Genomic DNA, 19,565 nt, shown 5'->3' on the forward strand with positions numbered 1-19,565 from the left:
GTGTACCGAGTGGACTTCGTGAACCTCGGCGCCGCAACCCACTCCACACACCCATGTCGACGCACGTCGCGCCCCCACCGCTGTCCCTGGGCCTGCCCGGGCGCCCGTCCTGGCGCGCGCTCGCGGCGCTGACGCTGATGGTGGCGCTGGCGCACCTGCTGCTGCTCGGGCTGGCGCCGATGGCCATCGGGCCGGAGCCCTCGCCGCTGGCCAGCAAGTTCATCACGCGCACGATCGTGATCGCGCCGCCCGCGGCGGAGGCCCCCGCGGCACCGGCCGCCGCGCCGGTCGCGGCCAAGCCGCCGCCACCGGCCAAGCCCCGGCGTCCGCGCGAGGCCTCGGTGCCTCGCCCCAAGCCGGCCCCGGCGCCCGTGCCGGATGCGCCGGCCCAGACGCCTCCGCCCGAAACGCCCGACCAGACCGCGCAAGCCGCTACAGATTCAGGAGCAACCGCCCCCGAGGCGCCGGCCAGCGCCCCGGCCGCCGCCACGGGCACCACGGCCGGTGGCACGCAGGGCGGCACGACCACGGCCGGCAGCGGCGCCTCGGGCACCATCGCCGGCACCCAGGCGCTGCGGATTCCGGGCTCGGTCACGCTCGATTTCGAGGCCACGGGCCAGAAAGGCGCCTCGCCGCAGCGCGGCGTGTTCGGCGAGCTGGTCTGGCTGCAGGACGGCAGCCGCTACGACGGGCGGCTCACGCTCAAGGCGGTGTTCTTCACCCTGCTGAACTGGCACAGCACCGGCAAGATCGGCCCCTCGGGCCTGGAACCCGAGCGCTATTCGGAAAGCCGCAAGGCCGAGGTGGCCTCGCATTTCGCGCGCGACCAGGGGCAGATCATCTTCAGCAACAACGCCCCCCCCGTGCCCCTGCAGCCGGGCGCGCAGGACCGCATGAGCGTGATGATGCAGCTGGGCGGCCTGCTGGCGGCCAGCCCGGGGCGCTACCCGCCCGGCACCCGGATCTCGGTGCAGACGGTGGGCGTGCGCGACGGCGATGTCTGGGTCTTCGAGGTCGGCGACGAGGAGCAGTTGAGCCTGCCGGCCGGCGACTTCACCACGCGCAAGCTCACCCGCACGCCGCGCAAGGATTTCGACCGGAAACTGGAGCTCTGGCTGGCGCCGCAGTACGGCTATCTGCCCGTGCGCATCCGGCAAACCGAGGCAAATGGTGATTTTGCTGACGCCCAATTGCGCAAACCCCTACCCCAGGCGCCCGCCAATTGAGGCAAAAAGACTCACATATCAACGGCGCGACGACAACTGTTCTTGAAACTGGCGCGTTGATTGCTATCTAACCCTCATGAACGCCATCGACATCCTCACAGGGCCCGCCATGAACATGCTTTACGACTCCGAGTCCTTCGTCGTCGTGCACGTGCAGCCGAACGACGGCGACGAGCCGAGCACGACGCCCAACGGCCCCGTGCTGGAACGCCACGGCTTCGAGATCGTGGACAAGCGATCGGGCAAGGAGGTGTACCTCGACGGCTCCTGGGCCGAACTGTTCCAGCAGCAGATCGCCGCGTGGCAGCTCAACACGCCCACGCAGGAAGAGGTCGAGGACACGCTCGAAGGCTATGCCGAGCTGGCGCACACGCCGGTGCTGGTGCACTGAGCGCCCTGCCCCGCCCGAACGAAAAAAGCGCCCCGCGGGGCGCTTTTTCTTTGGCGGTGTACTGCGCCGTCAGCGCTCGGTCCAGCGGTACATCGGCCCCACGATCAGCAGCACCGCCACCAGCCGGCACACCTGGAAGGCCGTGACCACCGGCACGCCCAGCTGCAGCACCTTGGCCGTGATCGACATCTCGGCGATGCCGCCGGGCGAGGTGCCCAGGATCATCGTGGCCGGATGCAGCCCGGTCGCCCCGGCCAGCAGCCAGGCCGCGCCGGCGCACAGCACCAGCATGCCGACCGTGCCCAGCGCCACCGAGCCGAGCCAGCGCGGCGCCGTGTGCAGGAACTCGCGGCTGAAGCGCACGCCCAGGCTCACGGCAATCACCAGCTGCGCGGTGTTCGACAGCCAGGTCGGCACCGCCGACAGCGACTGCCCCGCGACCGTGAAGCCCATCGCCACCAGCAGCGGCCCCATGAACCACGGATTGGTGCGGCCCAGCGCCCGCATCACGAGCCCGCCCGCGCCGGTGGCCAGCGCCAGCAGGGCCAGCCCGGCCGGGTTCACCTCACGCACGCCGGGCGGGTTGATCTCCAGGCCGTGCAGCCCGCTCCACTGCATCGCGAACGGGATCGTCACCGTCACCACCATCAGTCGCAGGCTGTGCGCGGCGGCCACCAGGTCGGTGCGCGCACCGGCCGATTCGGCCAGCAGCGTCATCTCCGAAGCGCCGCCGATGGCGCCTGCGAAGTAAGTCGTGGCTCTCATGGATTTCGCCGGCACATGCGGCATGCGCGCCGCATGCACGCGGTGCAGCCAGCGGCCGAACCCCCAACCCAGCAGCAGCGCCCAGCCGATGGCCAGCAGGATCGCCCACCACACGCCGGCCACCAGCGTCACCACCTGCGGCGTGAAATACAGGCCCAGCGCGGTGCCGATGACCCACTGCCCCAGGTTGCGCAGCGGCGTGTGGCTCGCGGTCGGCTGGCCCGCGATCGAGGCCAGCGACACCGCGAACAGCGGGCCGATCATCCAGGGCAGCGGGGTGTGCAGGGCGACACAGGCGAGTGCGGCGGCCAGCGCCAACAGCAGCGTGGCCAGCACGCGAAGGGGAAAACGAAAGGACACGGGCAGAGAAAGCAGCGGAAAAGGACGACAGCCCGGTGCAGGGCGCCGGGCATAGTATGGCGGGATGCCTTCTCGCCCTTCCCGTGCTTCCCGGTTCCTCGCGCCCCTGCTCGCAGCCGCCCTGCTCGCCGGCTGCGCCGCGCTGTCCGCCGAAGCGCCCGTCGCGCGCCGCGTGGCGGCGCTGCTGCCGGCCGACGCCCTGCTGCTCGGCGAGCAGCACGACGCCCCCGAACACCACGCGCTCGAACGCGAGACCGTACAGGCCCTGGCCGAACGCGGCCAGCTCGCCGCGCTGGCGCTCGAGATGGCCGAGGACGGCCGCAGCAGCGCCCGCCTGCCCGCCACCGCGACCGACGCCCAAGTGCAGACCGCCCTCGGCTGGAACGACAAGGCCTGGCCGTGGACGCGCTACGGCCCCACGGTGATGACGGCCGTGCGCGCCGGCGTGCCGGTGGTCGGCGCCAACCTGCCGCGTGCGCGCATGAAAGACGCGATGGCCGACGTCTCGCTCGATGTGCAGCTCAACGGCGAGGCCTACGCCGCGCAGCAGGAGGCCGTGCGCGAGGGCCACTGCAAGCTGCTGCCCGAATCGCAGATCGGCCCGATGACGCGCATCCAGGTCGGTCGCGACCGCGCCATGGCGCAGGCGCTGGTGAAGGCCCGCCAACCAGGCAAGACGGTGGTGCTGATCGCCGGCGCGGGCCACGTCACCAAGGTGCTGGGCGTGCCGCAGCACCTGCCGACCGACGTGTCGGTGAAGACGGTCCACCTGCAGGCCGGCGGTCCGGCCGAGGACGACACCGACGCCTACGACGCCACCTGGCGCACGCCGGCGCTGCCGCCGGTGGACTACTGCGCGGGCGTGCTCAGGCGAACTTCCTGATCGAATCCGCCAGCGTGTTGACCAGCGTGTCGATGTGCTGCTTCTCGACGATGTAGGGCGGCGCGATCACCAGCACGTCGCCCGCAGGCCGCACCAGCGCGCCCTTGTGGAAGCAGTCGAGGAAGACCTCGTAGGCGCGCTTGCCCGGCGACCCGGCGATGGGCGCGAGCTCCACGGCCGCCGCCAGGCCCAGGCTGCGGATGCCCACCACGTTCGGCAGCCCCTTGAAGGTGCTGTGGAAGGCATCGCCCAGCACCTTGCCCATCTCGCCGGCGCGGGCGAACAGGTTTTCTTCCTTGAACAGGTCGAGCGTGGCAATGGCGGCGGCGCAGGCCACCGGGTGGCCCGAGTAGGTGTAGCCGTGGAAGAACTCGACCACGTGCTCGGGCGCGTCGGTCTTCATCATCGCGTCGTAGAGCTTGTCGCGGCAGATCACGCCGCCCAGCGGAATCACGCCGTTGGTCACGCACTTGGCGAAGTTCAACATGTCGGGCACCACGCCGAAATAGTCCGACGCGAAGTTGGTGCCCATGCGCCCGAAGCCGGTGATGACCTCGTCGAAGATCAGCAGGATGCCGTGCTTGTCGCAGATCTCGCGCAGGCGCTTCAGGTAGCCCTGGGGCGGCAGGTACCAGCCGGCCGAACCGGCCACGGGCTCCACGATGATCGCGGCCACGTTGCTCGGGTCGTGCAGCGGCAGGATGCGGGTTTCGAGCTCGACCAGCGGGTCTTCGGTCCACACCGGCTCCGCGTTGTGGATGTAGGCATGGTTCACCGGATCGTGGATGAAGCGCATGTGGTCCACGCGCGGCAGGAAGGCCGAGCCGAACACCTTGCGGTTGCCCGGGATGCCGCCCACCGACATGCCGCCGAAGCCCACGCCGTGGTAGCCCTTCTCGCGGCCGATGAACACGTTGCGGTGGCCTTCGCCGCGCGCGCGGTGGTAGGCCAGTGCCACCTTCATCGAGGTGTCGGCGGCCTCGGAGCCCGAGTTGCAGAACAGCACCTTGTTCAGGTCGCCCGGGGCCAGCGCGGCGATCATCTCGGCCGCCTTGAAGGCCTTGTCGTTGCTGACCTGGAAGGCGGTGGCGTAGTCCAGCGTGTCCAGCTGCTTCTTGATCGCCTCGTTGATCGGCTTGCGGTTGTGGCCCGCGCCCACGCACCACAGCGAGGAGATGCCGTCGACCACCTTCTTGCCGTCGTGCGTGGTGAACGTCATGCCGTCGGCCGCCACGAACACCCGCGGGTCCTTCCTGAAATGGCGGTTGGGCGTGAAGGGCAACCACTGGTTGTCCATGTTGAAGTCCTGGAAGGCCATGTCTCGCTCCTGCGGTTATGTGGGGAGGGAAAATCGCGATTCTGGCACCCCTGCCACAATCCTGCCCCTGATGACGACCACTACGCCTGCCTACATCCTGAACCTCTCCTGTCCCGACCGGACGGGCATCGTGCACGCCGTGTCGGGCTTCCTGCTCGAGCGCGGCGCCAACATCGAAGAGGCCGCCCAATACAACGACCACGGCACCGGCCTGTTCTTCATGCGCGTGCGCTTCGCCTGCGGCGACCACAGCGAAGCCGTGCTGCGCGAGGAGCTGAAGGCCTTCGCCACCGGTTTCGGCATGAGCCTGCAGCTGCACGCCGCCGCCGACCCGATGAAGACCGTGATCCTGGTCAGCAAGGAAGGCCACTGCCTGAACGACCTGCTGTTCCGCTGGAAGAGCGGCCTGCTGTCGATTGACGTGCGCGCCATCATCTCGAACCACCGCGACTTCTACCAGCTGGCCGCCAGCTACAACGTGCCCTTCCACCACATCCCGGTGACGGCCGCGACCAAGGCGCAGGCCGAGGCCAAGCAGCTCGAGATCATCGAGGCCGAGGGCGCCGAACTCGTGGTGCTCGCGCGCTACATGCAGATCCTGAGCAACGACCTGTGCAAGAGCCTGGCCGGCCGCGCGATCAACATCCACCACTCGTTCCTGCCCAGCTTCAAGGGCGCCAAGCCCTACTACCAGGCACATGACCGCGGCGTGAAGCTGATCGGCGCCACAGCCCACTACGTGACGGCCGACCTCGACGAAGGCCCGATCATCGAGCAGGACGTGGCCCGTGCCGACCACACCGACACGGTCGAAGACCTCACGGCCCGCGGCCGCGACACCGAAAGCCAGGTGCTGGCCCGCGCCGTGAAGTGGCACAGCGAGCACCGCGTGCTGCTGAACGGCCACCGCACGGTCGTGTTCCGCTAACCCACCCCACCGCCGCTCCCAGATGCGCCTGCAGCTTCCGCTTTTCGCCCTTGCTGCCGCTCTGGCAGCGCCCGCCACCTTCGCCCAGGACGCCCGCGCCGGCAGCGCCCCGCTGGCGCCCGACGCGCTGTTCGCGCGCATCTCGCCCAGCGTCTGGGTGGTGCAGGCCAGCGACGCCCAGGGCAAGGTCCTGGCCACCGGCAGCGCAGTGGCCACCGGCCCGGGCACGGCCGTCACCAGTTGCAAGCTGCTGGCCAAGGCCAGCGCCGTGGTGCTGCGCCGCGACAACGTGAGCTACGGCGCCGCGCTGGAGCACCCGGACGTCGAACGCGACCTGTGCCAGTTGCGCATCGCGAACCTCGTGTCGCCGACGCTGGGCGTCGTGCCCGCGGGGGCGTTGCAGGTCGGGATGCCGCTGTACGTCATCGGGTCGCCGCGCGGGCGCGAACTCACGCTCGGCATCTCCATGCTCGGCGGCGTGCGCCGCAACGCCGCGGGCGCGCTCGAGTCGCTGCAGCTGGCCACGCCGACCGAGGCGGGCCTGGCCGGTGCCGGCCTGTTCGATGCGCAAGGCCGCCTCGTGGGCCTCGTCGCCGGATCGGCGCCGGCGACCCTCGCCATGCCAGCCGCGTGGATCGCGGAGCTGCCGACGCGCGGCCAGCGGGCCATCGAGCGCCTGGCCTCGCAGCCCGCGCCGGCCAGCGTGTCGCTGCAGCGCCCGAGCCTCGTGGAGTACCAGCTGCACGACCGCCTCACCAACACCTACCGCAAGGTGATCTACCGCGCGGACACGGCCACCACCAGTGACGACCGCCTCAGCTTCAACAACGGGGGCTGGATCGAGAAGCCGGGCGGCGAAGTGATCGGCGTCACGACGGCCGTGGGCGGCGAGTTCGACAGCGTCATGCCGCCGGGCGGCTGGGCCCGCCCGACCCTGGAACAGGACGCCGCCTGGGCCACGGAATACGACGCCACCATGGGCGGCACGCGCATCAAGATGGACCTGCGCGCCCACGTGGTGGACGACGCCGCCATGCTGCCGGTCAACGGCCGCGAGATGAAGGTAGTGAAGATCGACTACCGCGGCCACACCCAGCGCTTCGCGAACGCGGGCGCCTGGAGTGGCAACCAGTACGGGACCTACCGCGCCAGCGTGTGGTTCTCGCCGGAGCTGGGCCGCGTCGTCCGCTTCGAAGTGCAGACGCGCGGCGGTGCGAGCGGCGGCGCGTTCCAGGTCAGCGAAGTGCTCGAGCTGGTGAGCATCCGCTAGCCCCGGGCGCGCGCCGCGCGCGCTCTATCGATCAATTGCGGTACGGGTTGTCCGGACGCCGGTCCTGGCGGTTCGGCACGCCGTCGCCGTCGCGGTCCCAGCGGCCGCGGTTGTATTCCCAACGGCCATTGTTCTCGCGCCATTCCGGCGCACGGTAGGCATAGCCCGGGCGTGCACGCACGTACATGCCGCGCACCCACACATGGCGACCGCCACGCCACTCATAGTGGCCCGGCGACCACACATAGCCGCGACGCGGCGGCGGCATGCGCTCGTAGCGCGGCGGGGGCGGCGGCCCCTGGATGGTGATCACCGCCTGCGCCTGCGCGGCCGTGGGAACGGTCAGGGCGCCCACCGACAGCAGCGAAGCGGCACCGATGGAAAGAGCGACTGCGAGTGTTTTCATGAGAAAGCCCCATGGTTGTTGGAGGAGCCTTCATGCTGCCGGGACCGTGTGAAGCGCCTGTAAGCGCTGCGCGAAATCTTGTGTAGAGCTGTTTCGCTGCCGCAGACGCGCTTTATTCCTGCAATTCGCGCAGGTCGATGGCCGCGGCCATGGCCGCGTGGCCGGCGCGGTTGGGATGCAGGTGATCGCCGCTGTCGAATGTCGGATTCAGCTGACGCGGCGCCGCGGGGTCGCGCAGCACCGCATCGAAGTCGACCACGCCATCGACGTCCTGGCGGCTGCGCACCCAGCGGTTCACGGCCTCGCGCATGGCCTCGTTGGCGTCGGTGCCGTAGATCGTGTTGCCGAAGGGCGGCACGGTGCCCAGCAGCACCTTCACGCCCTTGGCGCGCGCCTGCTTGACGAGCTGCCCCAGGCCCTCGGTGACGCGCTCGGCCGTGGGCACGTCGTGCGACGGCACCTTCAGGCCGGGGATGCCCGCGAAGATGGCGCGGCCGATGTCGTTGGTGCCCAGCAGCACGATGACGTGCGTCACGCCGCTCTGGCCCAGCGCGTCGCGCGCAAAGCGCGACAGGCCGTCGGGGCCGATGCCGTTCACCAGCAGCCGGTTGCCGCCGATGCCGGCGTTGATCACCGACACCGCGTGCGCGGCCTGCGGGCTGTCACGCAGCCGCGTGGCGAGCATGTCGGGGTACGAACCGTCGCCCGACTCGCCACCGCCCGCGGTGATCGAATCGCCGAACGCGACGACGGTGCGCACGGGTCGGGTGGTGAGCACGTCGAGCCCGGTCACGATGTGGCTCATCGGCAGCGCCGCCGGCTTCGGCAGCCGGGGCGACGCCACGACGTTGCCGTTGGCCAGCCAGCCCGTGTCAGTGGACAGCAGGTACATCGTGGCGAACGGTGTCGCGCGGTCGAGAAAAAGGCTCACGGCCACGGCCTGGCCCGCCGCAACGTTCAGCGCCACGCCGTCGCTCCATGCTTCCGCGCCCGGCGCCACGGTGACGGTGGCGCGGCCGCCGAAACGCAGCGTGCGCAACGAGGCCGGCGAGATGGCGTCGCCGCCCGTGCCCAGTGCCACGGTGGCGGCGGCGATGCGCAGCGGCGTCTTGCCGAAGCGGTTCGACACCCGCACGCGGATGCGCTCGCCGTCGATCGTCGGGCGCATCATCTGGCGCAAGGTCTGGCCGCGGAACACATGGTCGCCCGGTCCGCCGATGGCGGCCGTGGCGGGGTTCGCATCCAGCTCGGCGAAGTCGAGCACCGCCACGGCCCAGCTCGCCACCCAGCGCGCTTCGGCCGGCTGGCGTGCCGCCTGCTCGACCTTCTCGGCCCACACCGCCTGCACGCCCACGAGCAGCACCGCAAGGCCGAAAACGGCCATCCAGTGTGCAGGGGAAAAGGCGGCGTCGCGCAGACGGACGCGCCAGCGGGCAGGAAGCTTCATGCGTGCAAAAGCGGCCCAGTGTACGGAGCCGCCTTGCCCGCGCCAGTGACGAGGTCTAACCTAAAGTTACCAAGTGTCGACGTACGCCGAGACCGCCTCGGCCGGCCGTGTGGCCGAGGCCAGGCCGCGCACCAGCCAGGTGCGCGTGTCGGCCGGGTCGATCACCGCGTCGATCTCCAGCGTCTGCGCCATGTGGATCGCTTCGCCGTTCGCGTACTGCTGCGCCACCAGCTGCTTGAAGAGCGCGTCGCGCTCGGCACCCTCGGGCACGGCCGCGAGTTCCTTGCGAAAGCCCAGCCGCACCGCGCCTTCGAGGCCCATCGCACCGAACTCGCCGGTCGGCCAGGCCACGGTGAACACGGGCGCATCGAAGCCGCCGGCGGTCATGGCCTGCGCGCCCAGGCCGTAGCCCTTGCGCAGCACCACCGCGAAGAAAGGCACGCGCAAATGCGAGGCCACCATGAACATGCGGCACACGTGGCGCACCTGCGCCTGCGCCTCGACCTCGGGCCCGACCATGAAGCCGGGCGTGTCGCACAACGACACGATCGGTAACCCGTGGGCATTGCACAGTTGCATGAAGCGTGCGGATTTGTCGGCCGCCTCCACGTCGATCGCGCCGCCCAGGTGGTGCGGGTTGTTCGCCATCAGGCCGACCGGCTTGCCCTCGATGCGTGCGAGCGCGGTGACGATGCCCGCGCCGAAGCCCGCGCGCAATTCGAGCAGCGAGCCGGTGTCGGCCACGCCGCGCATCGCGGCGCGCACGTCGTACACGCGCAGGCGGTTCTCGGGCACGACGTGGCGCAGCGTGCGCGGATCGGCGCACTGCCAGTCGCTCACCGGACCCTGGAAGTACGACAGGTACTGCTTCGCAGCCGCCACGGCTGCAGCTTCGTCCTCCACCAGGATATCGATCACGCCGTTGCGCGACTGCACGCTGCTCGGCCCGATCTGCTCGGGCGCGAAGGTGCCCAGGCCGCCGCCTTCGATCATCGCGGGGCCGCTCATGCCGATGTTGCTGCCCTTGGTGGCGATGATCACGTCGGCGCAGCCCAGCAGCGCCGCGTTGCCCGCGAAGCAGCGCCCGTGCACGATGCCGACCACCGGCACCTTGCCCGACAGCGCCGCGAACTGGCTGAAGGTGTGGTTATTGAGACCCGCGACGATCGGCATGTCGGTGTCGCCCGGCCGCCCACCCCCGCCCTCGGCGAACAGCACCACCGGCAGCTTGAGCTGGTGCGCCACCGCGAGCAGCCGGTCGGTCTTGTGGTGGTTGCGCATGCCCTGCGTGCCGGCCAGCACGGTGTAGTCGTAGGCGAGCACGGCGCAGCGCGATTTCTCGGGGCCGAACTGCTTTGCGTTGACGCTGCCCAGCCCGGTCACCATGCCGTCGGCCGGCGTGTTGGCGATGAGGTCTTCGAGCGTGCGGCGGCGCGTCTGCGCGGCGATGGCGAGCGCGCCGTACTCGATGAAGTTGCCCGGGTCGCCGGCCATGTCGCACAGGTCGGCGATGTTCTCGCGCGCGGTGCGCCCGCCCTGCGCATGCCGCTTGTCGACGGCCGCCTTGCGGTTCGCATCGAGCGTGGGCGCATGGCGGTCGATGACCTTCTGCAGGTCGGGACGGATCGCATCGAGGTCGTGCGCGACGCGCGTCTGCGCTTCGACGCCCTGCGCATCGACGGCCTCCAGCCGCACCAGCGACTGGCCTTCGACGAGGTAGTCGCCGGGTGCGGCCAGCAGCGCCAGCACACGGCCGGCCACGGGCGCGTGCAGCAGGTGCTCCATCTTCATGGCCTCGAGCACGCCGAGTTGCGCGCCGGCGGGCAGCACGTCGCCCACCGCGACCTCGAACTGCACCAGCTTCGCGGGCATCGGCGCCTTGACGGTGAGGCCGTCGTCGTCTGCGTCGTCCGGCACCGGTGCGCTCGCGGCGGCGGGCGCGGTGACCTTCTTCGTGTGCTTCTCGAACGCCTTCGCGTCCGCGAGCAGGTCGCCCAGGTGCGCTTCCACGAAGCGCGTGTGCACCGCCTGCGTCGCGAACTCGGGCCGCGCGGCGATGGCGCACAGCAGCGGCAGGTTGGTGGCGATGCCGTCGATGTGGCATTCGTCGAGCGCGCGCAGCGAGCGGCGCAGCGCGTCCGCGAAACGCGGCGACGGCGAATGCACGATGAGCTTGGCCAAGAGCGTGTCGTAGTGCGGCGAAGGCGCCAGGCCGGCGTAGCCGTGCGTGTCGACGCGCACGCCGGGGCCGGCGGGCAGGTCGAAGCGCGCGAGCGTGCCGCCCGCGGGGCGCGCGTTGCCTTGCGCGTCGAGCGTCTCGGCGTTGATGCGCCACTGCACCGCGAAGCCGCGCTGCGGTGCCGTGCGGCCGGCCTCCACGCCGAGCGCGTCCAGCGTGTCGCCCGAAGCGACGGCGATCTGCAGCTGCACGAGGTCCAGCCCCGTCACCGCCTCGGTCACCGTGTGCTCGACCTGCAGGCGCGGGTTCGCTTCGATGAAGACGAAAGGCAGGGTGGTCGATGCGGCATCGACCAGGAATTCAAAGGTGCCGAGGCCGCGATAGCCCACGGCCTTGGCCATGCGCAACGCGGCCTGCGTGACCTGCGCGCGCAGCGGCTCGGGCAGCGAGGGGCTGGGCGCGATTTCGACCAGCTTCTGGAAGCGGCGCTGCAGCGTGCACTCGCGCTCGCCGAGGCTGGCCACTGCCGCGCCATCGCCGAGCACCTGCACCTCGATGTGCCGCGCGTTGCGCATCAGGCGCTCGACGTACACGCCTTCGATGCCGAACGCCGCCTTGGCCTCGGACATACAGCGCGCGTGCGCCTCGGGCAGCTCTTCGGCGTTCAGCACCGCGCGCATGCCGCGCCCACCGCCGCCGCCGATGGCCTTGACCATCACGCCCGCGCCCTGCGCGTGCTGTTCGGCGAAGAAGGCCTGGGCCTGTGCGAGCGTCACGGCGCCCGCGCTGCCGGGCATCACGGGCACGTCGCACTGCGCGGCCAGTTCACGCGCACGGGCCTTGTCGCCGAACAGGCCCAGCTGCTCGGGCGTGGGGCCGATGAAGACCAGGCCCGCGTCGGCGCAGGCCTGTGCGAAGTCGGCACGCTCGCTGAGGAAGCCGTAGCCGGGATGCACCGCATCGCAGCCTTGCGCCTTCGCCACCGCGATCAGCGCGGCCACGTCAAGGTAGGCCGAAGGGCCGGTCGCGTCGAGCGCCACCGCCACGTCGGCCAGCTGCACATGCAGCGCGGCGGCATCGTCGCGCGCATGCATGGCCACGCTGGCAATGCCCTGGTCGCGCAGCGCGCGCACCAGGCGCACGGCGATCTCGCCGCGGTTGGCAATCAGAACTTTGGAAAACACGCGAGGAAGCCTTTCAGGTCTTGTCTTTGAGCAGGCGGCGCAGCACCTTGCCCGCGCCCGTGGTGGGCAATGCATCGATGAAGCTCACGGCGCGCGGCGCCTTGTAGCTCGCCATGTTCTCGCGCGCCCAGGCCACGAGCGCGTCCGCCTCGAGCGCGGCGCCGGGCTTGCGCACGATGAAGGCCTTCACGACCTCGCCCTTCTCGGGGTCGGGCTGCGCGATGACCGCCGCCTGCGCCACCGCCGGGTGCTTGATGAGGATGGTCTCGACCTCTTCGGGGAACACGCTGTAGCCCGAGACCTTGATCATTTCCTTGAAGCGGCCGATGAAGGTGAGGTAGCCGTCGGCGTCGAGCTTGCCCATGTCGCCCGTGTGCACCCAGCCGTTGCGCAGCGTGGCGGCCGTGGCCTCGGGCTTGTTCCAGTAGCCCTTGAATGAGCCGGCGCTGGTGAGCACGATCTCGCCGACCTCGCCCGTGGGCATGTCGGCCTGCGTCTCGGTGTCGATGATGCGGATGGTCACGCCCGGCACCGGCACGCCCTGCGTGCCCCAACGCGGCGCCACGTGCGGCGTGTAGGTGTCGCAGGTGTGGGTTTCGCTCAGGCCGTAGGCGGCCTCGAAGGAACTGCAGTGGTTGGCGTGCGAGCGCCACTGCGCGGCCAGCGGTTCGGTGAAAGCGATGCCGAAGCTGGTCACGGGATTCATCTTCAGGCTCGACAGGTCGAAGCGGGCGATGTCGGGCACCTGCATGCACGCCACGTTCATCGGCGCGATGCTGTACCACCAACTCACCTGGTAGGCGGCAATGGCCTGCAGCACGGCGCGCGGGTCGAAGCGGTGCATCAGCACCGAGGCCGCGCCGCTGAGCACGGGCACGTTGACGCCCATGAGCATGCCGGCGATGTGGTACAGCGGCGCGATCGACAGCAGCACGTCGTCCGGCCCCACGCCGTTGCAGTCGGCCGCGGCGCGCGTCTTGAAGAGCGCGTTGCCGTAGCTGAGCATTGCGCCCTTGGGCAGCCCGGTGGTGCCCGAGGTGTAGGTCATGAGCGCGATGTCGTCCATGTCGATGGCGACGGGCTGCGGCGTGGCGCCGCTGCGCATCACGGCAAGGAAGTCTTCGCAACCTTCGGGCATCGTGCGTTCGGCCGTGCGCTCGGCGGCCAGTTCGGCCGGCAGGTCGAGCGTGGGCTCGGCGGGCAGCAGGTCGGCGTAGTGCACCACGAACACATGCGCCAGTGCGCTTTCGGCCTGCACCTTGCGCACCACCGGCACGAGCGGCGCGGCCGCGACGATCACGCGCGCCTTCAGGTCGTTGACCTGGTAGGCCAGCTCGTGCTCCTTGTTGAGCGGCCCGCTCGGGCAGACGATGGCGCCGATCTTCTGGATGCCGAAGTGCGCCACCAGGTACTGCGGGCAGTTGTTGAGGAACAGCACCACGGGTTCGCCCTTGGCCACGCCCAGGGCCTGCAGGCGCGCGGCGAAGGCGTCGCTCGCGCGGTCGAGCTCGGCCCAGCTCAGGGCCTGGCCGTACCAGAGGCAGGCGGTGGCGTCGCCGCGCGCGCGTGCGTGGTCTCGCAGGTAGGCGTGCAGGGGCTGCTGCACGCGCGGCGGCAGCTCCTTCAGACGTGCGGGGGTGGCGGGCGTTGTCTCCATGGCGTCACTTTCTCAGGGTTATCGATAGCCGCCTGCGCAGGGCCGGCGCTTGCCAATGCGGCATCGTGCACGAACAATCCTACCCATGGGTATAACTTCCGCGACACCGAACAAACCCTCTGCCACGCACACGGCGCTGGCGGCGCAGCCGCACCTGCCGCAGGGCACGGGCCGCCAGCGCGCGGCCACGCAGGGCACCGACCTGCAGCGCGAGCGTATCCTGCAGGCGGCGGCGCAGCTGTTTGCTGCGCAGGGCTACGCCAACACGACCATGGCGCAGATCGTGCGCGAGCTGGGCGTGACCAAGCCTTTCGTGTACTACTACTTCCGCGACAAGCAGGAGATCTTCGAGACGCTGTCGTGGCGCCCCGCGGTCGACTGCTTCACCGCGCTCGACTTCGCCGCCGCCGACCCGCGCCGCGCGAGCGAGAAGGTGATGGAAGGCATCGAGCGGCTGATCCGCGCCACCATCTCGCACCACCCGGTGGCCTTCTTCGCGTACCGCGAGCCGCAGGTGTACCGCCCCGAATACCTCGAAGCGCAGAAGAAGCTCGCGCACCACTTCTACGACCTGCTGTGCCCGCTGCTCGAAGAAGCCCGCCGCGACGGCGACCTCGACTTCGACGAGACCAAGATCACCGCGCTCGCGGCCTGCAGCCTGCCGGGCTTTCTCTACAGCTGGTACCGCCCCGGCGGGCGCCTCTCGCCCGACGAGGTGGTGGCGCAGCTCACGAAGCTGGCCAGCCGCGTGATCGGGCTGCGCGCGACGCACTGATTCCGTCTTTCACACACCCTCCGGAGACACCCATGAAGCTCACGCATGCGCCCCTGGCGCGGATCGCCCTTGCCTCCTTGTTTGCCATCGCCGGCACCGCGGCACAGGCGCAGGCCCAGCAGCCGACCTACAAGATCGCCTACATCGATCCGCTGTCGGGGCCGTTTGCCAACGTGGGCGAGCTGATGCTGATGCACACGCAGTACGCCATCGAGGACATCAACGCCAAGGGCGGCGTGCTCGGCGGCATGAAGCTGCAGCTGCTGCAGTTCGACAGCAAGCTCTCGGCGCAGGAAAGCCAGAGCGCGCTGCAGGCGGCCATCGACCAGGGCGCCAAGGCGATCGTCACGGGCGGCTCGGGCTCGTCGGTGGTGACGGCGCTGGTGCTGGCCGTGGCGCGCTGGAACCAACGCAACCCGGGCAAGGAACTGATCGTGCTGAACCACTCCTCGATCGACCCCGAGATGACCGGCAAGGGCTGCAGCTTCTGGCACTTCCAGACCGAGGCCAACACGGCGATGAAGATGAAGGCGCTGGCCAACTACATCAAGAAGACGCCGGACGTGAAGAAGGTCTACTTGCTGAACCAGGACTATGCCCACGGCAAGCAGTGGGCCAGCTACGGCCGCCAGCTGGTGGGCCTGGCGCGCCCCGACATCCAGTTCGTCGGCGAGACGCTGCACCCGATCGGCCGCGTGAAAGACTTCGCGCCCTACATCGCCAACATCAAGCAAAGCGGCGCCGACTCGGTCATCACCGGCAACTGGGGCCAGGACATGACGCTGCTGCAGAAGGCCGCGGGCGACGCGGGCTACAACCTGCGCTACTTCAACCACAGCGCGGGCTCGGTGCCCGGCACCGTCACCGCCGTGTCGCAGGCCAAGACGGGGCAGCTCACCTGGGTGGCCGAATGGCACCCGGGCCAGGCCGACACGCCGAAGGTCGATGCACTCGCCAAGGCCTACAAGGCCAAGACCGGCAAGGACTTCCTCGCGCCGCGCATCGACCTGACGCCGCGCCTGCTGGCCGCCGCCATCGCCAAGGCCGGCAGCGCCGACACGGTGAAGGTGGCGCGCGCCCTCGAAGACCTGAGCTTCGACTCGGTGGTGGGCCCGGTGCGCATGCGCGGCGAAGATCACCAGCTGCTGCTGCCGCAGGTGGTGAACACCATCGCGCCGGTGGACGGCAAGGCGGTGAAGACGGGCTGGGAAGGCACCAACTACGGCTTCCGCACCGATGCGGTCTATACCGGGAACGAGCTGGCGCAAGGCACCGACTGCAAGATGGTCCGGCCCTGATGGAATGCTTTCGGGGGACGTGCCCGGGCCACCGGACAGGGGCACGCCGTGGACCGCGGCTGCACTGTGAATGGCGATCACGCTGACTCTGTGAACGCCCCCGTCGCCTCCTAAGGGAAACCCCGTCCTGCCCACCCCCTGTGCCATCGGGATACTCCGGATTCGCATCCCGGACATCCGAAGCGGGTCCATACCGAAGGCACAACAAGGTACACCATGGCAGGAAAGAACTCGCTCCATCCGATCCCCCATCCGGCGAAGAAACCCTTCGTCGGCAATCTGCTGTCCATCGGCTCCGACTCGCCGGTGCTCGACATGTGGAAGATCGCGCAGGACCTCGGCGGCATCTACTGGCTCGACATGCCGGGCATGCCGGTGATCGTGGTGTCGTCGCCCGCGCTGGTCGACGAGCTGTGCGAAGAGCCGCGCTTCGACAAGAGCACGCGCGGCGCACTTCGGCGGCTGCGCGCCGCATCGCACGGCCTCTTCACCTCCGACACGCACGAGGAGACGTGGTCCAAGCCGCACAACATCCTCTTGGCCAACTTCAGCCAGCGCGCGATGCAGGCCTACCACCCGATGATGCTGGACATCGCGGGGCAGCTGGTCACCAAGTGGGAGCGGCTCAACTTCGATGAAGAGGTGGACGTGGTGCGCGACATGACCGCACTCACGCTCGACACCATCGGCCTGTGCGGCTTCGGCTACCGCTTCAACTCGTTCTACCGCGAGGGCTTCCATCCTTTCGTCGATGCGATGGTGCGCACGCTGGAGACGGTGCAGAACCGGCGCGGCATTCCGCTCGAGGAGCTGATGCTCAAGAAGGAGCTGGCGCAGCAGCGCAAGGACATCCGCTACATGCACAAGATGGTGGAAGACATCATCGAGGAGCGGCGCGCCAGCGGCGCCGACATCGCCACCAAGCCCGACCTGCTGAGCTACATGATCGCGGGCGTGGACAAGAAGAGCGGCGAGAAGCTCACCGACAAGATGATCCGCGACGAGTGCATCGAATTCCTCATCGCGGGCCACGAGACCACCAGCGGCCTGCTGTCGTTCGCCATCTACTTCCTGCTGAACAACCCCGAGGCGATGGCCAAGGCGCAGGCCGAGGTCGACAGCGTGTTCGGCGGCGACACCACGCAAAAGCCCACCTACGCGCAGGTCAACCGGCTGCAGTACGTGATGCAGGTGCTGAAGGAATCGCTGCGCTTGTACCCGACCGCGCCCGCGATCTCGATGCGCGCGAAGGAAGACACCAAGATCGGCGGCCAGTACACGATCAAGAAGAACAACATGGTCATCATGCATGCGCTGGCGCTGCACCGTGACAAGGGCATCTGGGGCGAGGACGCCGACCAGTTCAACCCCGACCACTTCAGCCGCGAAGCCGAGCGCGAGCGGCCCGTGAACGCCTTCAAGCCCTTCGGCAACGGCCAGCGCGCCTGCATCGGGCGGCAGTTCGCCCTGCAGGAAGCGGTGCTCACGCTGGGCATGATCCTGCAGCGCTTCAACCTCGTCGATCACACGGGCTACAAGCTCAAGATCAAGGAAGCGCTGACGATCAAGCCCGAGAACTTCAAGATCAAGGCGCTGCTGCGCGACCCGGCCTCGCGCCCGCGCGGCACCGTGGAAGCGGCGGCCACGCCCGACACGCCGGCCAAGCCCGCCGCGCGCAAGCCGCAAGCGGCGCGCCACGGCACCTCGCTGCTGGTGCTGCAGGGCTCCAACCTCGGCACCGCCGAAGACCTGGCGCGCCAGCTGGCCGAGGCCGGCGAGCTGCGCGGCTTCTCGACCCAGCTGGCCTCGCTCGACGACTATGCCGAGCGGCTGCCGGCCAGCGGCGCGGTGGCCATCGTCTGCGCCTCGTACAACGGCGTGGCGCCCGACAACGCGGCGGAGTTCCACCGCTGGCTCGACAAGGCCGACGATTCGCTCAACGGCGTGCGCTTCAGCGTCTTCGGCTGCGGCAACACCGACTGGGCCGCCACCTACCAGGCGGTGCCGCGCCGCATCGACGAACGGCTCGAAGCGCTGGGCGCCGACCGCGTGCACGCGCGCGGCGAAGGCGATGCGCGCGAGGACATGGACGGCGCCTTCCAGGACTGGAGCGACGCGCTGTGGCCCGCGCTGGTGAAGACCTTCGACATCAAGAATGGCGCCGACACGCCGGCCGAGGCCGAGCCGCTGTACACGCTCGAAGAACTGCCGCCGCCGCAGAAGAACGCGCTGGTCGATGCGCTGGGCGCCGTGCCGCTGCGCGTGATCGAGAACCGCGAGCTGCAAAGCGCCGGCGCCAACGGCGAGGCCGGACGCTCCACGCGCCACGTCGAGCTGATGCTGCCCGAGGGCGTGAACTACGTGCCCGGCGACCACCTGAGCGTGGTGCCGCGCAACAGCCCCGCGCAGGTCGAGCGCGCGATGGCGCGCTTCGGCTTCGACCGCTCGGCGCACGTGCGCCTGTCGGCCGTGCCGGGCCGCAAGGCGGCGCTGCCGGTCGACCAGGTGATCGCTGTCGATCGTTTGCTGGGCGACTACGTCGAGCTGCAGGACGTGGCCACGCGCAAGCAGATCGCCACGCTCGCCGCGCACACCGAGTGCCCCTTCACCAAGCCCAAGCTGCAGGCGCTGTCGGGCAGCGACGAGGCCTCGCAGGCCGCGTACAAGGCCGAGGTGCTGCACAAGCGCAAGTCGCTGCTGGAGCTGCTCGAGGAGCACCGCGCCTGCCAGGTGCCGTTCTCGGTGTTCCTGGAAATGCTGTCGCCGCTGTCGCCGCGCTACTACTCGATCTCCTCGTCACCGACGATGACGCCGGGGCGCTGCAGCGTGACGGTGGGCGTGGTGAGCGCGCCCGCGCTGTCGGGCAACGGCACCTTCGAGGGCGTGTGCTCCAACTTCCTGGCGCGCGCCGAGGCCGGCGACACGGTGCACGGCGTGATCCGCGAGACCACGGCCGAGGGCTTCCGCCTGCCGGAAGACGCCAACCGGCCGCTCATCATGATCGGCCCGGGCACCGGCCTGGCGCCGTTCCGCGGCTTCCTGCAGGCGCGCGCGGCGCAGGTCGAACGCGGCGACGCGCTGGGCGAGGCGATGCTGTTCTTCGGCTGCCGCCATCCCGAGCAGGACTTCATCTACGCAGAAGAGCTGCAGGCCTGGTCGCACCGCGGCCTGATGAAACTGCACACGGCCTTCTCGCGCGCCGGCGACCGCAAGGTCTACGTGCAGGACCTGATCCGCGAACAGGGCGCTGCCGTGTGGAAGCTGCTCGAAGCCGGTGCCGTGGTGTACGTGTGCGGCGACGGCTCGCGCATGGAGCCCGACGTGCGACGCACGCTCAGCGACCTCGCGCGCGAGCACGGGCAGGACAGTGCGGCGTGGATGGACCAGATGATTGCCGAGCAGCGCTATGTGCTCGACGTGTGGGCCGGGGCCTGAAGAACCAAGCCTGGAGCCCCAAAGAAGAAGACCGGCAGTTGCC

Annotated in this window: 14 protein-coding genes; 8 read left to right on the forward strand and 6 right to left on the reverse strand. The window is 69.7% G+C overall.

The genetic code is table 11. From position 1 onward, the window contains the following. Nucleotides 1-53: 53 nt before the first annotated feature. Both AC07O4_RS06250 and AC07O4_RS06255 read left to right on the forward strand, forming a co-directional pair. Nucleotides 54-1,226, forward strand: coding sequence for a DUF3108 domain-containing protein (locus tag AC07O4_RS06250; RefSeq protein ID WP_495304037.1), 1,173 nt, complete (start codon nucleotides 54-56; stop codon nucleotides 1,224-1,226). 109 nt (nucleotides 1,227-1,335) lie between these two features. Then, on the forward strand, nucleotides 1,336-1,617 hold the full coding sequence (locus AC07O4_RS06255; protein ID WP_062478455.1) for a BTH_I0359 family protein: 282 nt from the start codon (nucleotides 1,336-1,338) through the stop codon (nucleotides 1,615-1,617). A gap of 69 nt (nucleotides 1,618-1,686) precedes the next feature. Here the strand turns inward: AC07O4_RS06255 and AC07O4_RS06260 are convergent, their stop codons facing one another. Continuing rightward, complete coding sequence (locus AC07O4_RS06260) at nucleotides 1,687-2,742, reverse strand: AbrB family transcriptional regulator (protein WP_159279685.1); 1,056 nt, start codon at nucleotides 2,740-2,742, stop codon at nucleotides 1,687-1,689. A gap of 64 nt (nucleotides 2,743-2,806) precedes the next feature. On the opposite strand from AC07O4_RS06260, the gene AC07O4_RS06265 reads away from it, so the two are divergent. After that, complete coding sequence (locus AC07O4_RS06265; RefSeq protein WP_495304038.1) at nucleotides 2,807-3,625, forward strand: ChaN family lipoprotein; 819 nt, start codon at nucleotides 2,807-2,809, stop codon at nucleotides 3,623-3,625. Here AC07O4_RS06265 and aptA read toward each other — a convergent pair. Continuing rightward, on the reverse strand, nucleotides 3,609-4,943 hold the full coding sequence (aptA, locus tag AC07O4_RS06270; protein WP_062478394.1) for an omega-aminotransferase AptA: 1,335 nt from the start codon (nucleotides 4,941-4,943) through the stop codon (nucleotides 3,609-3,611). The two genes, AC07O4_RS06265 and aptA, sit on opposite strands and share 17 nt — an antisense overlap. 70 nt (nucleotides 4,944-5,013) lie before the next feature. On the opposite strand from aptA, the gene purU reads away from it, so the two are divergent. Continuing rightward, nucleotides 5,014-5,871, forward strand: coding sequence for a formyltetrahydrofolate deformylase (gene purU, locus AC07O4_RS06275; protein WP_062478396.1), 858 nt, complete (start codon nucleotides 5,014-5,016; stop codon nucleotides 5,869-5,871). A gap of 22 nt (nucleotides 5,872-5,893) precedes the next feature. Then, the gene (locus tag AC07O4_RS06280) at nucleotides 5,894-7,141 is read left to right on the forward strand and encodes a S1 family peptidase (protein WP_492744450.1); all 1,248 of its coding nucleotides are present in this window, start codon (nucleotides 5,894-5,896) and stop codon (nucleotides 7,139-7,141) included. A gap of 31 nt (nucleotides 7,142-7,172) precedes the next feature. Here AC07O4_RS06280 and AC07O4_RS06285 read toward each other — a convergent pair whose 3' ends face one another. The 4 genes from AC07O4_RS06285 to AC07O4_RS06300 all read right to left on the reverse strand — a co-directional run bounded on the left by AC07O4_RS06285 (nucleotide 7,173) and on the right by AC07O4_RS06300 (nucleotide 14,014). Next, the gene (locus AC07O4_RS06285; RefSeq protein WP_070063838.1) at nucleotides 7,173-7,547 is read right to left on the reverse strand and encodes a YXWGXW repeat-containing protein; all 375 of its coding nucleotides are present in this window, start codon (nucleotides 7,545-7,547) and stop codon (nucleotides 7,173-7,175) included. Between the two features lie 112 nt (nucleotides 7,548-7,659). Next, nucleotides 7,660-8,994, reverse strand: coding sequence for a GDSL-type esterase/lipase family protein (locus tag AC07O4_RS06290; RefSeq protein ID WP_495304039.1), 1,335 nt, complete (start codon nucleotides 8,992-8,994; stop codon nucleotides 7,660-7,662). Between the two features lie 66 nt (nucleotides 8,995-9,060). Then, nucleotides 9,061-12,357, reverse strand: a complete 3,297-nt coding sequence (locus AC07O4_RS06295) for a carboxyl transferase domain-containing protein (RefSeq protein WP_495304040.1) — start codon at nucleotides 12,355-12,357, stop codon at nucleotides 9,061-9,063. A gap of 13 nt (nucleotides 12,358-12,370) precedes the next feature. Continuing rightward, a complete protein-coding gene (locus AC07O4_RS06300; protein WP_495304041.1) occupies nucleotides 12,371-14,014 on the reverse strand; it encodes an AMP-binding protein in 1,644 nt (547 codons plus the stop codon). Nucleotides 14,015-14,099: 85 nt separating this feature from the next. Here AC07O4_RS06300 and AC07O4_RS06305 point away from each other — a divergent pair, with 85 nt between their 5' ends. The 3 genes from AC07O4_RS06305 to AC07O4_RS06315 all read left to right on the forward strand — a co-directional run bounded on the left by AC07O4_RS06305 (nucleotide 14,100) and on the right by AC07O4_RS06315 (nucleotide 19,522). Further along, on the forward strand, nucleotides 14,100-14,789 hold the full coding sequence (locus tag AC07O4_RS06305) for a TetR/AcrR family transcriptional regulator (RefSeq protein WP_070063835.1): 690 nt from the start codon (nucleotides 14,100-14,102) through the stop codon (nucleotides 14,787-14,789). 32 nt (nucleotides 14,790-14,821) lie between these two features. Next, nucleotides 14,822-16,087: a branched-chain amino acid ABC transporter substrate-binding protein gene (locus AC07O4_RS06310; protein WP_495304042.1), complete on the forward strand. Its 1,266-nt coding sequence runs from the start codon at nucleotides 14,822-14,824 to the stop codon at nucleotides 16,085-16,087. Between the two features lie 216 nt (nucleotides 16,088-16,303). After that, the gene (locus AC07O4_RS06315) at nucleotides 16,304-19,522 is read left to right on the forward strand and encodes a bifunctional cytochrome P450/NADPH--P450 reductase (RefSeq protein WP_495304043.1); all 3,219 of its coding nucleotides are present in this window, start codon (nucleotides 16,304-16,306) and stop codon (nucleotides 19,520-19,522) included. Nucleotides 19,523-19,565 lie beyond the last annotated feature (43 nt).

This window comes from Variovorax sp. GW821-FHT09D04, from assembly GCF_059416405.1.